Source organism: Pseudomonas sp. NPDC086566 (genome assembly GCF_050280885.1).
In the GTDB taxonomy this organism is placed as follows: Bacteria; Pseudomonadota; Gammaproteobacteria; order Pseudomonadales; family Pseudomonadaceae; genus Aquipseudomonas; species Aquipseudomonas vlassakiae.
On the sequence record NZ_JBNNWD010000008.1, the window covers coordinates 147,868 to 161,342 of the forward strand.

Annotated in this window: 10 protein-coding genes; 2 read left to right on the plus strand and 8 right to left on the minus strand. The window is 66.1% G+C overall.

Annotated features, from left to right (window positions below):
* The first annotated feature begins 142 nt into the window (after positions 1–142).
* Positions 143–1,294 carry an alanine--glyoxylate aminotransferase family protein gene (locus ACQKPS_RS19585; RefSeq protein ID WP_427605401.1) on the plus strand — a complete coding sequence of 384 codons (1,152 nt, stop codon included), beginning with the start codon at positions 143–145 and terminating at the stop codon, positions 1,292–1,294.
* Between the two features lie 16 nt (positions 1,295–1,310).
* Here the strand turns inward: ACQKPS_RS19585 and ACQKPS_RS19590 are convergent, their stop codons facing one another.
* Genes ACQKPS_RS19590 through ACQKPS_RS19600 form a run of 3 tightly spaced genes read right to left on the minus strand, consistent with a single transcriptional unit; the run spans position 1,311 to position 4,739 of the window.
* Complete coding sequence (locus ACQKPS_RS19590) at positions 1,311–2,126, minus strand: helix-turn-helix transcriptional regulator (RefSeq protein WP_427605402.1); 816 nt, start codon at positions 2,124–2,126, stop codon at positions 1,311–1,313.
* Positions 2,127–2,179: 53 nt separating this feature from the next.
* Positions 2,180–3,598, minus strand: coding sequence for an aminotransferase (locus ACQKPS_RS19595; protein WP_254480198.1), 1,419 nt, complete (start codon positions 3,596–3,598; stop codon positions 2,180–2,182).
* Between the two features lie 37 nt (positions 3,599–3,635).
* On the minus strand, positions 3,636–4,739 hold the full coding sequence (locus ACQKPS_RS19600) for a polyamine ABC transporter substrate-binding protein (protein ID WP_427605403.1): 1,104 nt from the start codon (positions 4,737–4,739) through the stop codon (positions 3,636–3,638).
* Positions 4,740–4,969: 230 nt separating this feature from the next.
* Between ACQKPS_RS19600 and ACQKPS_RS19605 the strand changes: the two genes are divergently transcribed.
* Complete coding sequence (locus ACQKPS_RS19605) at positions 4,970–6,361, plus strand: FAD-dependent oxidoreductase (protein ID WP_254480200.1); 1,392 nt, start codon at positions 4,970–4,972, stop codon at positions 6,359–6,361.
* A 24-nt stretch (positions 6,362–6,385) separates the two neighbouring features.
* On the opposite strand, the gene ACQKPS_RS19610 is transcribed toward ACQKPS_RS19605, so the two are convergent.
* Genes ACQKPS_RS19610 through ACQKPS_RS19630 form a run of 5 tightly spaced genes read right to left on the minus strand, consistent with a single transcriptional unit; the run spans position 6,386 to position 13,471 of the window.
* Positions 6,386–7,090, minus strand: coding sequence for an NAD(P)H-dependent oxidoreductase (locus ACQKPS_RS19610; protein WP_254480201.1), 705 nt, complete (start codon positions 7,088–7,090; stop codon positions 6,386–6,388).
* A 35-nt stretch (positions 7,091–7,125) separates the two neighbouring features.
* Positions 7,126–8,541, minus strand: a complete 1,416-nt coding sequence (locus ACQKPS_RS19615; RefSeq protein ID WP_427605404.1) for an aldehyde dehydrogenase family protein — start codon at positions 8,539–8,541, stop codon at positions 7,126–7,128.
* Complete coding sequence (locus ACQKPS_RS19620) at positions 8,534–9,724, minus strand: pyridoxal phosphate-dependent aminotransferase (RefSeq protein ID WP_427605405.1); 1,191 nt, start codon at positions 9,722–9,724, stop codon at positions 8,534–8,536. The genes ACQKPS_RS19615 and ACQKPS_RS19620 overlap by 8 nt, the downstream gene beginning before the upstream one ends.
* A gap of 29 nt (positions 9,725–9,753) precedes the next feature.
* Positions 9,754–11,361, minus strand: a complete 1,608-nt coding sequence (locus ACQKPS_RS19625) for a 5-guanidino-2-oxopentanoate decarboxylase (RefSeq protein ID WP_427605406.1) — start codon at positions 11,359–11,361, stop codon at positions 9,754–9,756.
* A gap of 10 nt (positions 11,362–11,371) precedes the next feature.
* Positions 11,372–13,471: an acetate--CoA ligase family protein gene (locus ACQKPS_RS19630; RefSeq protein WP_427605407.1), complete on the minus strand. Its 2,100-nt coding sequence runs from the start codon at positions 13,469–13,471 to the stop codon at positions 11,372–11,374.
* Positions 13,472–13,475: the final 4 nt, after the last annotated feature.

The window sequence follows — 13,475 nt, forward strand, 5'->3', positions numbered from 1 at the left end:
TAGGCGCTATGACTGCAACCCCACGGTGCTGTGCCGATGCCGCAGTGCTGTGGGGTTGCCGCCAGCCCAAGCCCAAGCTTGTCATTTGCCAGTGCTTGGGCCAAGGTCGATACCACTGACATCTCTGCCGAAGGAGTCACCCATGTCAAAGCTCTATCCCGCCATCGACCCCGAGGGGCTGATCGAGTACTCGGTGGTCTACACCGACCGCTCGCTCAATCACATGTCGCAGGCCTTTCAAGGCGTGATGAGGAACATTTCCAGCACCCTGAAGCAGGTCTATAACGCCCAGGCCGTTGCGGTGGTTCCGGGCAGCGGAACCTTCGGCATGGAAGCGGTGGCACGACAGTTTGCCAACGGCCAGCAATGCCTGGTGATACGCAACGGCTGGTTCAGCTATCGCTGGAGCCAGATCCTTGAGATGGGCAACATCCCGGCGGCCGCCACGGTGCTCAAGGCCCGACCGGTGGAAACGGGTCGCCAGGCGCCCTACGCCCCTCCCCCTCTGGACGAAGTGTTGGCGGCGATTGCGGCGCACAAGCCGCAGGTGGTCTTCGCCCCCCATGTCGAAACCTCATCCGGGATGATCCTGCCTGACGCGTACCTGCGGGCCGTCGGCGACGCCGTGCACGCGGTGGGCGGCCTGTTCGTGCTGGACTGCATTGCCTCAGGCACGCTGTGGGTCGATATGCACCAGTGCGCCGTGGACCTGCTGATCAGCGCGCCGCAGAAAGGCTGGAGCGCCTCACCTTGCTGTGCCCTGGTGATGTTCAGCGCCCTGGCCCTTGAACGCATCGCGCAGACGCAGAGCAGCAGCTTTGCCTGCGACCTGAAAAAGTGGCTGCAGATCATGCAGGCCTACGAACAGGGCGGGCATGCCTACCATGCGACCATGCCCAGCGATTCACTGGCGCGTTTCAACGATGTGATGAACGAGATGCACGCCTACGGTTTCGACAAGCTCCGCAGCGAACAACAAGCGCTGGGTGACCGGGTGCGCGCCCTGTTGACCGGCAAAGGCATCAAGAGTGTGGCCGCGGCCGGTTTCCAGGCCCCCGGGGTCGTGGTGAGCTACACCGAAGATGCGGATATCAAGAGCGGCAAGAAACTCGCCGAGCACGGCCTGCAGATAGCCGCCGGCGTGCCGTTGCAATGTGACGAGCCAGCCGACTTCCAGACCTTCCGCATCGGTCTGTTCGGGCTTGAAAAACTGCACAATATCGAACGCACCGTCAGCACCCTTGAGCAGGCACTGGACGAAGTGCTGAGCCGTGACCTCCCGCTGCCAGGCTGAAGCGGACGATCCCCGCTCAGATCCGCCGCAACCAGCCGATGAACTGGGCAAACAGCTCCGACTGCGAGTTGATGTCCAGCTTCAGGTAGAGGTTCTTGCGGTGCATCCGCACGGTCTCGGGTGAAATCCCCAGCTCCTGGGCGGTGGATTTCACCGAGTGCCCCTGCAACACCATCTGCGCCACCTGCCGCTCGCGCTCGGTGAGCACCCCGCAACCAAAACTGTCGAACGCCGCCTGCACGCTCTCTTTCGCTTCTGGCTGCTGTTCCAGCCCATGCCGGGCAAAGCGCATCAGCAGCTCGCGAACCATCGGCTCCACCGCCTGCAACAGGTGCAGTTGCGCCTCGCCCAGGCGCGCACCGCTGCAGCCTTGGAACAGGCTCAGGGAGATCTTGCTGTCGTTGCCCAAGTCGACGATGAAGTAGCTGTCCTCGCTGCAGCCGGTGCCCAGGTAGTAGGTCTTGTAGTAGTCGCTATCGAAGAAGTTGTCCGGGGCGATGTCTTCCAGGTGATAGAAGCCCTGCGCCAGGCCCTTTTGCACCGCCAGGCAGAACGGGTCGAGCAGGTAGCCGGCGGCGAAATAGCGTTCCAGCACCGCCTCGTGGTAGCGCGCCGGGATGCCCTGCTGGTACAGCAGCTGCGGCGGCTGGCCCTTGCGTTCGAGGCTGATCAGCATCGACTCGGCGGCCACCAGCTGGCTGATGGCCGCCGCCAGCGAGGCCAGCGCGTGTGGGCCATCACTCTGGGCGAAGGCCTGCTGCAGGGCGCTGTGCCATTGCTGCAGGGCATGAAACGGCAGGTTTATTGTGGTGTTTTCGTGTGCTCGGCTCATGCCCCGCAGTCTACCGGCCGGGGCACGCATGCGCATCTTTGCTTGAGGGTCGATCATTGGCCGTGGTACAGGCCCTGCCCGGTCAGCTCCTGCGCCGTCTCGACAATGCAACTGCGCAGGGTAGCGACGATTTCGTCCACCTGGGCATGGGTAATGATCAGCGGCGGCGACATCACGTTCAGGTGCATGATCGGACGCACCAGCAGCCCCTTGGCCTGCGCCCGCATGTGGATGCGCTCGCCGATGTTCACCGCGTCCGGGAACAGCGCCTTGGTCTGTTTGTTGGCAACGAACTCGACGCAGGCCATCAGCTTCATGCAGCGCACCTGGCCGACCAGCGGCAGTGCAGCAAGAGTCTGCAGGCGCTGCTCCAGGTAGCTGCCGACGTCGTTGACATGGGCCAGCAGGTTTTCCCGCTCGATGATCTCGATGTTCTTCAGCGCCGCCACGCAACACACCGGGTGCCCGCTGTAGGTGAAGCCGTGGGTGAAACAGCGGCCTTTTCCCGGCTCGGCGATCACCTTCCAGATGCGCTCGGAGAAGATGCATGCGCCCAGCGGCAGGTAGGCCGAGGTCAGGCCCTTGGCGGTGGTGATGATGTCCGGGGTCACGCCGAACAATGCTTCGGAGGCGAAGAAGGTGCCCAGGCGGCCGAACGAGGTAACCACTTCGTCGGCGACGAAGAGGATGTCGTAGGTCTGGCACACCTGCCACATGCGCTGGAAATAGCCCTTGGGCGGAATGATCACCCCGCCCGAGCCCATGATCGGCTCGGCGAAGAAGGCTGCGACGTTGTCTGCGCCCAGTGAGAGGATCTTGTCCTCGAATTCGGCCACCAGGAAGTCGAGGAACTCGGCCTCGTCCATGTCATCGCCCGCCCGGTAGAAATTGGGGTTGGAGACGTGGTGGATCAGCTCGTGGGCATAGTCGAACTCCGGCACCCGGTCGGCGGCCTTGTTGCCGATCGACATGGTCAGGCAGGTCGAGCCGTGGTAGGCGTTGTAGCGGGCGATCACGTGCTTCTTGTGCGGCTTGCCGCGGCAGTTCTGGTAGTACTGGATCAGCCGGTAGGCGGTGTCCACGGCGGTGGAGCCGCCGGTGGTGAGGAACACGTGGTCGAGGTCGCCGGGCGCCAGGCTCGCGAGCTTCTGGCACAGTTCGATGGCTTTCGGGTTGGCCATGTCGGAAAACGGGTTGGAATAGGCCAGCTGGCGCACCTGGTCGGCGATGGCCAGGGCCATTTCCTCGCGGCCCAGGCCGATGTTGGTGCACCACATGCCACCGACGGCATCGAGGAAGCGGTTGCCCAGGGTGTCGTGGATGTAGGCGCCATCACCAGCCTGGATATTCAGCGCGCCCTGCTCGGCGTGCTCGTCAAACATGTGGTAACCGTGCATGTAGTGGGCTTTGTCGGCTTTCACCAGCTGGTCGTTGTTCGGGGTGGCGGCCAATGGGCGAGTCGGGGTAGCCATAAGCAATTCCTTGTCGGATCGGTACGGTTAAAGGGGGTCAGATGCCGGTCTTGACCGTGCTCCAGACCCGGGTGATGGCGCGCATGGCCTGCGGGTCCTGGGACTTCTGCGTGAACAGCCGCTCGCGGGTCTGCGGGTCGGGGTAGATCGCCGGGTCGTTGCGGATATCGGCTTGTACCAACGGCGTGGCGGCTGCGTTGCTGTTGGCGTAGTGGATGTAGTTGGTCACCTCGGCCATGGTCCTGGGCTGGAGCAGGTATTCGAGGAAACGGTGGGCGTTGGCCACATGTGGGGCGTCATTGGGCAGGTAAAGGCTGTCGAACCAGATCAGCGAGCCTTCCTTGGGAATGAAGAACGCCAGCTTGATGTCCTTCTTCGCCTCCACCGCACGGGCCTGGGCGGTGGCGTAGTCGCCGGACCAGGTCAGGGCCATGCACACGTCACCGTTGGGCAGGCTGGTGAGGTAGTTCACCGAGTCGAACTTCTTGATGTAGGGGCGTATGCCCATGAGCACGTCCTGGGCGGCCTTGAGGTCGGCCGGCTTGGCGCTCTGCGGGTCTTTGCCGAGGTACTTGAGGGCCAGCGGGATGACTTCGCTGGGCGCGTCCATCACGGTGACGCCGCAGTCGGCGAAGCGCGAGACGACCTTGGGGTCGAACAGCATGGCCAGCGAGCCGATGGGCGCGTCGGGCATGCGCTGCCTGATCTTGTCGACGTTGTAGGTGATGCCGGAGCTGCCCCAGGTGTAAGGCGCCGAGTAGACCATGCCGGGGTCGAAGGCTTGCAGGCTCTGCACCACGTGCGGGTCGAGGTTGGCCCAGCTGGGCAGCTTGGCCTTGTCCAGCGGCTGGAACACCCCGGCCTTGATCAGCGGTGGCACCAGCGAGCCATTGAGCATCACCAGGTCGTAGCCGGAGCGGCCGGTGAGGAGTTTGGTCTGGACCGTCTCGTAGCCATCGAAGGTGTCATAGATGACCTTGATGCCGGTCTGCTTCTCGAAATCGGCGAGGGTGTTTTCGCCGATGTAGTCGGTCCAGTTGTACAACCTGAGCGTGTTGCTGGTGTCTGCCTCGGTGGCCAGAGCGGCCGCGGCGGTACAGCACATCAGCAGACTGGAAATCACCTTCAATGCCTTGCGCATAGCAACTCCATCGTGTGATCAGGATCGGCTCGGGTGAGCGGATGGAGCCACTATCCGGGGGATCGGGCCACGGGGCCATAACCCGAATGGGTGGGTTCGCGCCTGCATAGTTTTAATTTATATATGCATACGTTAAATCGATTTTATTTATGCATAGCGCACTGCAAGGATGCGTGGCACAGGGTGCGCATGGCTCGGCGCCCTTCTCGGTCCCTTTCTGGAGAAGCACGATGCGCCCTTTCTGGCTGGAACAAGCCCTGAACCATCAGCCCGACCAACCCTGCCCGCCCCTGCGGCAGGATATCCAGGCCGATGTCTGCATCGTCGGCGGCGGCTATACCGGCCTGTGGACCGCCATCATGCTCAAGGAACAGAACCCCGAACTCGACGTGGTCATCGTCGAAGCGGACATTTGCGGCGCGGGGGCCAGTGGCCGCAATGGCGGGTGTGCGCTGTCCTGGTCGGCGAAGTTCTTTACTCTGGAGCGGCTGTTCGGGCTCGAAGAGGCCGTGCGCCTAGTCAAGGCATCGGAGCAAAGCATCTACGCGATCGGCGAGTTCTGTAGCAAATACGGCGTGGAGGCCGACTACCGCCTCGACGGCACGCTCTATACCTCGACCAGCCAGGCTCAGGTCGGCTCCACCGATGCGGTGGTCGCTGCGCTCGAACGCCACGGCATCAACACCTTCTGCAAACGCCCGCTCGCCGATGTGCAACGCATGGCAGGCTCGGCCCAGCACCTGGAAGGCTGGTACTCGCCGGCAGCGGCCAGCGTGCAACCGGCCAAGCTGGTACGTGGCTTGCGCCGCGTTGCGCTGCAGCTGGGCGTGCGCATTCATGAAAGCTCGCCGATGGTCGGCCTGGAGCAAGGGCAGCCCGCCACGGTCATAACACCCCACGGTAAAGTGACCTGCGCCAAGGTGGTGCTGGCGATCAATGCCTGGATGGCCCGCGCCTTCCCACAATTTTCGCGTTCGGTGGCCATTGTCTCGAGCGACATGATCATTACCGAGCCACGGCCAGACCTGCTGGAGCGCATAGGCCTGACCAGCGGCGTGACCGTGCTCGACTCGCGCATCTTCGTCCACTACTACCACAACACCCCCGACGGGCGAATCATGCTGGGCAAAGGCGGCAATACCTTTGCCTTCGGCGGGCGCATGCTGCCGGTATTCGACCAGCCATCACCCTATGCGAACCTGCTGCGCGGTGCGTTGGAAAAATTCTTCCCGGCATTCACTGGCGTCGATATCGCAGCCACGTGGAACGGCCCTTCGGATCGCTCGGTCACCGGTTTGCCGTTCTTCGGCCGCATGGGCGCCAAGGGCAATATCTTCTATGGCTTCGGGTATTCCGGCAGTGGCGTGGGCCCGTGCCACATGGGCGGGCAGATCCTGTCGTCGCTGGTGCTGGGGCTGGACAACCCGTGGACCCGCTCGCCTTTGCTCGCCGGCCCGCTCGGGCATTTCCCGCCGGAACCCATCCGTTACCTGGGGTCATTGATGGTACGCAACGCCATTCGCCGCAAGGAGCGTGCCGAGGACCTCGGCCGGCGCCCTCGTCGGCTGGATGTCCAGCTGGCCAAGTTCGCTGCCGCAGCCGGCAAGGCAGACAAAGCCTGATACCTAAGCTGGGTGCCCCTGTGATCAGCGCGGCAGCGGATACAGCGCCTCGTCAAAGTGGTCCAGCCGTGGGAACTTAAGCGGCAGGTCGTCCGACAGGTGCTGCAGGCGTTGCGCGTAACGGTGCAGGAACGCCTGGCGCGCTTCGTCGCTGATGTACGGCACATGCCAGGCCACGAACGGCTCCAGCACTTCGAAGCCGACATAGGCCAGGGTCCCGCGCAGGATCGGCCGCAGCATGTCTTCAAGCGGCCCGTGGATCGCGCCTTCGCCGAACATGTGCTCACGCCCGCCCAGGGTCACGGTCACCAGTGCGCGCTTGCCGGCCAGGCCGCCCTGGTCGTAGAAACGCTTGCCGCCGTAGCACACTCCCGACACCAGCACCCGGTCGATCCAGCCCTTGAGCATCGCCGGCGCCGAGAACCAGAAGATCGGGAAATTCAGCACCAGCAGGTCGGCCCACAGCAGCTTGTCCAGCTCCTGCTGGATATCCGGGGCGATGGAGCCGCTCTTTACGCCCAGGCGCTGCTCCAGCGCATACACCAGGTAGTCCGGATTTTCCCGCTGGCTGAAGTCGTCGGCGCTGGCCACCGGGTTCCAGCCCATGGCGTACAGGTCGCTGACCTGCACCTCATGGCCCTGGGCGCGGAAGGTCTGCGCCGCCTGGTCACGCAGGGCGGCGGTGAAGGAGCGAGGCTCGGGGTGAGCGTGAACGATCAGGACTTTCATGGGTGATTCCTCAAACAGTCTTCAATGTGAACGGATCAGAGCTGAATGGCCTTGACCTCGACGAACTCGTTCAGGCCTTCCTCGCCCCACTCGCGGCCATTGCCCGACTGCTTGTAGCCGCCGAACGGTGCCTGGTAGTTGAACGCCCCGCCATTGACGAAGCACTGGCCCGCGCGCAGCTGGCGGGCCAGTTGCAGCGCCTGGTCGCGGCTAGCGGCCCACACTGCGCTGGACAGCCCGAACGGCGAGTCGTTGGCCAAGGCAATGGCCTCGGCCTCGTCGGCATAAGGAATCAGGCACAGCACCGGCCCGAAGATTTCTTCCTGGGCAATGCGCATGCGGTTGTCGACGTCGGCGAAAATCGTCGGCGGCACAAAGAACCCACGCTCGAAGCCCGCTGCAGTCGCCCCGCCGCACAGTAGCCGCGCGCCTTCTTCCTCGCCGATCCGGATGTATTCCTGCACCGTGCGCCGCTGCCCGGCCGAGCACATCGGCCCGAGGAAGCTGCGTGGGTCCTGCGGGTCGCCCATCACCAGGCTGCGCGCCTCGTCCGCGGCGACCTCCAGAGCCTCGGCATAGCGCGAGGCCGGCAGCAGCATGCGCGTCAGTGCGGTACAGGTCTGCCCCGAGTTGATCATCACGTCCTGCACGCCATGGCGCACCGCCGCTTCCAGCGGTGCGTCGGCGGTGATCAGGAACGGCGACTTGCCGCCCAGCTCCAGGCACACCCGCTTTACCGACGGCGCCGCAGCCTGGGCAACCCGCACGCCCGCCCCGGTGGACCCGGTGAACGAGACCATGTCCACCAACGGGTGCCGCGCCAGCGCCTCACCGACCTTCGCCCCCGGCCCGCTGACCAGGTTGAACACCCCGGCCGGCAGCCCGATGGCCTCGATCATTTCCGCCAGCAGGAAAGCATGCAGCGGGGTTTCCTGGCTTGGCTTGACTACCACCGTGCAGCCCGCAGCCAGGGCGGGTGCGAGCTTGCCGATCAGCTGGTGCAGCGGGTAGTTCCAAGGGTTGATGAACGCACACACGCCCACGGCCTCGCGGTACACCAGCGAATTGCCGACTTCGCGCACCTCGTCCATCAGGCCGGCCAGCTGGATGTACTGCTCAAGCCCGACGATGGGCCCGTCGACCTGCACCGACCGGCACCACTGCACCGGCATGCCCAGCTCGGTGGTGATCACCGCAGCCATCTCGTCGGCCCGCGCCTTGAGCTGCCCGGCCAGGGCGCGGATGTACCCGGCGCGCACGCTGGACGGCGTGCGCGACCAGTCGGCGAACGCCCTTCGCGCCGCGTTGACGGCATGTTCCACATCCGCTTCGTTACCCAGCGGCACCCTGCCGGCCACGGCCTCGCTGGCCGGGTCGATCACCTCGGCCATGCCCTGCCCCACCGGCTGCTGCCAGCGGCCATCGATGAACAGTCGGTGGTACTCACGCATTGCGTTGCGCCTCCATCAGCTCGCTGGCGCAGCGGGCAATACGCCGGCAGGCCTCGCTCAGCGCTTCGGTGCCCAGCACCAGGCCCAAGCGGATATGCCCGGCTGCGCTCGGGCCGAATGCTTCACCGGCCAGTACCGACACCCCATGCTGGTCTAGCAGGCGGTCGGCGAATGCTTGCGCGCTGAGGCCGGTGTCGCGGATATCGACCATCACGAACATGCCGCCATCGGGCTTCAAGGCCCGCAAGCCCGGGCAGTGCGCCAGGCGTTCGCACACCAGATCACGGCGCTGGCGGTAGGCCTCGCGCATGCCGTCCAGCTCGGGCAACGGCTGCTCCAGCGCGACCACCGCCGCATCCTGGATGAAATCGGGTGAGCCATACAGCATGCACAGCGCCAGGTTTTCCAGATGCGCCGACAGCGCTGGCGAGCCGACCACCCAGCCGACCCGCCAGCCAGTCATGGCATGGGACTTGGACAGGCTGTTCAGCGTTGCCGTGCGCTCGGCCATGCCGGGCAGGCTGGCCGGGCTGATGTGCTCGCCTTCGAACAGCAGCTCGCTGTACACCTCGTCGCTGATCAGCCACAGGTCATGGGCGATGCACAGTTCGGCCAAGGCCTCCCAGGTGCTGCGCGGCAGGCTGGCACCGGAGGGGTTGTGCGGGCTGTTCAGCGCCAGGGCACGGGTGCGCGGAGTGATCCGTGCGGCGACGTCCGCAGGTTGTACGCGAAAGCCATGCTCAGGGCGCACCGGCACGGGTACCACCTTGGCCCCGCAGGCGCCGAACACCGCCTCGTAGGTGACATACATGGGCTCGGCGACGATCACTTCATCGCCCGGCTCCAGCACGCATTGCGCCACGCAGAACAGCGCGCACTGCGCCCCCGCCAGCACCGTCACCTGGTCGGCCGTGACCTTCTGGCCGCTGCGCTGCTGGTGGCGACGGGCGATGGCCTCGCGCAGGCTGCGCTTGCCGCGCACGTCGGCGTAATGGGTATTGCCCGCTTCGAGGCTGGCTACCGCCGCCTGGACAATCGGCGCCGGTGTGTCGAAGTCCGGGTCGCCGACCGACAGCAGCAGCACGTCGCGGCCCTGTTCGAGCATGGCCAGGGCGCGGTAGTGGATCTCCCAGGCGGCGGCGCCGTCGCCGGCGATCCGTTGGGTCAAAGAGGAAAATCGCATGGCTGGATGTCCTGTTGTGCAAGGTGGGCTCAGCGCGCGCAGGCGTGCTTGAGCTCGATCAGGGTCACGCCGTTGCGGGCAAAGCCGCCGCGCAGGTCGCGTTGCAGTTCGTCAAGGTTCTGCGGCTGCGCCACGGTACAGCCGAAGGCACGGGCCAGGCCGGTGAAGTCCGGGTTGCGCGGCAACACGCCGATGGGCTCGATATCAAGGTTGAGCATGTCGTCGCGGATCTGCCCCAGCGCATCGTTGTTCCACAGCAGCACCACCAGCGGGCGGTCCAGCTCCTCGACCGCGGTCGCCAGTTCCTGCGCGGTGTAGAGGAAACCACCGTCGCCCACCAGCACCAGGCCCGGCCGGTCGGCCGTGGCGAACATCGCGCCGATGCCGGCCGGCAGGCCGTAGCCCAGGGTGCCGTAGCCGGTGGGGTGCAGCCAGCTGCGCGGCGCCCGGCTGTTGAACACATAGCTGCCGGTGTAGGCCAACTGGGTCATGTCGGTGCTGACGAAGGCGTTGTCTGGCAGCTCGGCTGCGACCCGTTGCAGGATCGCTTGGTGAATGGCCTGCAGAGGGCCGTGACTGGCCTGCACGGCATCGCGCAAGCGGGCCACGGCGGCGCTTGCCTGGGTCGCGTCGCGCACGCCGTCCGGCAACTGTTCGAGTAGCCCGGCCAAGGTTTGCCGGGCATCGCCGTGCAAGGCCAGCGCGCAGGGGTAGAAGTCGTTGAACTTGCGTGGGTCGATGTCCACCCGCAACAGCTCGCCAGCCAGTGGCAGGCGCTCGCGCCAGAAGTCGGTGTCGGCCATCTCGGTGCCGACCGCCAGCACCACGTCGGCCTCGGCGATCAGCGCCCAGCCCGGCTCGACGCACAAGGTGGAGCCGGCATTGAGTGGCGAATCCAAAGGCGCCAGTCCCTTGCCGGCGACGCTGGTGAACAGCGGCGCCGCCAGGCGGGTGCTCAACTGCTGCAGCTCGGCGCCCGCCTGCAGGGCGCCACCGCCGGCAATGATCATCGGGCGCTTGGCCGCCGCCAGCCGGGCGGCCGCCTGTTGCAGGCTGTCGAGGCTGGCCGGGCCGCGCCCGGGACGGCGTACCACATCAGCGCTCCAGTCCCGCGCCACCGGCGCGGCCAGCACATCCAGCGGCACCGAGATATGCACCGGGCGCGGGCGCTCGCTGTCGAACACGGCATAGGCGCGGGCGATCAGCTCCGGCAGGTCCTCGGGCGTCAGCGCCACGGCGGAAAAGGCGGTGATCGGCGCGGTCATGGCGCGCTGGTCCTGGGTCTCGTGCAGGCAGCCCCAGCCTTTGCCCAGGCTGGCGGTGTGGTTGACGCTGGAGATCATCAACAGCGGGATGGAGTCGGCGTAGGCCTGGCCGATGGCCGTGGCCGCGTTGGTCACGCCGGGGCCGGTGATGACAAAGCAGACACCCGGCTTGCCGCTGACCCGGGCATAGCCGTCAGCCATGAAGCCGGCGCCCTGCTCGTGCCGGGTGAGCACGTGGCGAATGCCGCTGCCGGGCAGGCCGCGGTACAGCTCCAGGGTGTGCACGCCGGGGATGCCGAAGACGGTGTCGACGCCGTAGTTGGCCAGCAGGCGCACCAGCGCCTGGCCGCCCGTGAGAGTGGGGTTCGTCATGTTCATGTCCTTACACCTGGCCGAGGCGGATCAAGGCATCGACCGCAAGGGTGCCATTGGCACCGACCATCAAAGGGTTCACATCCAGCTCCAGCAGCTGGTTGGCGTTTTCGCAGGCGTAGTCGGCCACGGCGCGGATGGCAGCGACCAGGGCATCCAGGTCGGCCGCCGGCTTGCCACGAAAGCCCTGCAGCAAGGCGGCGCTGCGCAGGCCAAGCACGGCCTTGCGGATGGCACCGTCAGTGGTCGGCAACAGCAGGCTGCTGCTGTCCTTGAGCAGCTCGACGAGGATGCCGCCAGCACCGATCACCAGCGCCAGGCCGAAATCCGCCTCGCGCTTGATGCCGACGATCAGCTCGGCCAGTGGCGCGCCGGCCATCGGTTCGAGCAGCACTTGGTCGAAGGCGACCCCTGGCGCGTAAGCGGCGATGCGCGTGCGCATCTGCTCAAGGGCGTTGCTGAGGGCGGCCTCGTCGGCCAGGTTCAGCGCCACCGCGCCGGCCTCGGTCTTGTGCGGCAACTGCGCGCTGACGGCCTTGAGCACCAGAGGGAAGCCCACCTGGCCCACATCGGCCAGTGCGCGCTGCGGGCTGCTCAGCACACCCTTCGGAATGGGCAGGCCGAAACCGCGCAGGGCCTGCTTGGACTCCCACTCGTTGAGCAGGCGGCTGTCACCGGCCAGCGCCTGCGGGCACAGCGGTACCAGCGCCGATTCGCCCAGCGCCAGCAAGGCCGGGCGCTGCTGCGCGTAACGGGCAACCCGGCCCCAGGCTGCCAGGCCATCCTCCACCCCTTGCAGCGCCGGCACCCCGGCCGCGTGCAGGCGTTCACGGGCGCTGGCTGGCAGCAGTTCAGGGAAGGCCGACGTGACGAAACCGGTCTTGCCATGGCGCTTGAGCGCCGCGCAGTAAAGCTCCAGCAGCAGGTCGCACTCTTTGCGCTCGCCCGTGAACTCGGCGGGGTAATCGAGCACCAGCATCGCCGCGTCGGCCTCGCTGCGAAGGGCGCTGTCGAGCATGCTCGCCTTGGCCGGGCCGTCGCCCCAGATCGCCGTGGTGAAGTCCAGCGGGTTGACCAGGTTGGCGTAGGCCGGCAACACCTGAGCCAGTTCCTCGACCTGGCTGGCATCCAGGGCCGGCAGGCGCAGCTGGTTGCTTTCGCTGTAGTCGGCGATCAGCCCGGCATCGCCGCCCGAGCAGGCCAGTGCGATCAGGCCGGGGCCTTTGGGCAAGTAGCCGCAGGCGGCGGCCTTGAGGGTTTCGACGAAGCTCACCGGGCCGCTGACACGAATCACCCCCAGCCGCTCGAACAGGCTGTCGTACAGGGCGTCGGAGCCGGACAGCGAACTGGTGTGGCTCAGCGCCAGCTCGGCGCCGATCTGCGACACGCCGGTCTTCAGCGCGACGATCGGGATGCCCTTCTCCAGCGCCTTGTGCGCGGCGCGGGCAAAACCCGGCACGTTCTTCAGGCCTTCCAGGTGCAGGCCGATGGCGGTGACCCGGGGTTCATCGAGCAGCACGTCCATCAGCTCGGCAATGCCCAGTTGCGCCTGGTTGCCGACCGAGGCCATGTAGGCCACCGGCAGCGAGCGGTCGCTCATCGACAGGTTGTAGGCGAAGTTGCCGCTCTGGGTCAGCACCGCCACGCCCTTCTCTACTGCCTTGCCACCATGGGCCACGGGCCACAGGGCGGCGCTGTGCAGGTAGTCGAGCAGGCCGTAGCAGTTGGGCCCGAGCAGGGCCATGTTGCAGGCGGCTTCAAGCAATTGCTGTTGCAGCGCCTGGCCCTCGGCGCCGCTTTCGGCGAAACCGGAGGCATAGCAGATCGCCCCGCCCGCGCCTTTGGCGGCGAGTTCGGCGACACAGGCCAGGGTCAGTTCGCGGTTGGTGGCGATGAACACTGCGTCCGGCGCGCAAGGCAGCTCGGCCACGCTGCGCACACAGGGCACGCCGTCGATGCTGGCGTGCTGCGGGTTGACCAGCCACATCTGGCCTGGGTAGCCGCCCTCGGCGCAGCGCTTGAGCGCCCGGGCCATGCTGCGCCCGCCGATGAACGCCAGGTGCCGGGGTGCCAGCAGGCGTTTGAGGTTGTCACGAATGGCTTGCGACATGCTC

Bases quoted from the DNA above. Each gene is read 5' to 3' on its own strand.
- ACQKPS_RS19610 (WP_254480201.1), bottom strand. From the start codon at position 7,090: ATGAAAGTCCTGATCGTTCACGCTCACCCCGAGCCTCGCTCCTTCACC.
- ACQKPS_RS19615 (WP_427605404.1), bottom strand. From the start codon at position 8,541: ATGCGTGAGTACCACCGACTGTTCATCGATGGCCGCTGGCAGCAGCCG.
- ACQKPS_RS19585 (WP_427605401.1), top strand. From the start codon at position 143: ATGTCAAAGCTCTATCCCGCCATCGACCCCGAGGGGCTGATCGAGTAC.
- ACQKPS_RS19625 (WP_427605406.1), bottom strand. From the start codon at position 11,361: ATGACGAACCCCACTCTCACGGGCGGCCAGGCGCTGGTGCGCCTGCTG.
- ACQKPS_RS19595 (WP_254480198.1), bottom strand. From the start codon at position 3,598: ATGGCTACCCCGACTCGCCCATTGGCCGCCACCCCGAACAACGACCAG.
- ACQKPS_RS19630 (WP_427605407.1), bottom strand. From the start codon at position 13,471: ATGTCGCAAGCCATTCGTGACAACCTCAAACGCCTGCTGGCACCCCGG.
- ACQKPS_RS19600 (WP_427605403.1), bottom strand. From the start codon at position 4,739: ATGCGCAAGGCATTGAAGGTGATTTCCAGTCTGCTGATGTGCTGTACC.
- ACQKPS_RS19590 (WP_427605402.1), bottom strand. From the start codon at position 2,126: ATGAGCCGAGCACACGAAAACACCACAATAAACCTGCCGTTTCATGCC.
- ACQKPS_RS19605 (WP_254480200.1), top strand. From the start codon at position 4,970: ATGCGCCCTTTCTGGCTGGAACAAGCCCTGAACCATCAGCCCGACCAA.
- ACQKPS_RS19620 (WP_427605405.1), bottom strand. From the start codon at position 9,724: ATGCGATTTTCCTCTTTGACCCAACGGATCGCCGGCGACGGCGCCGCC.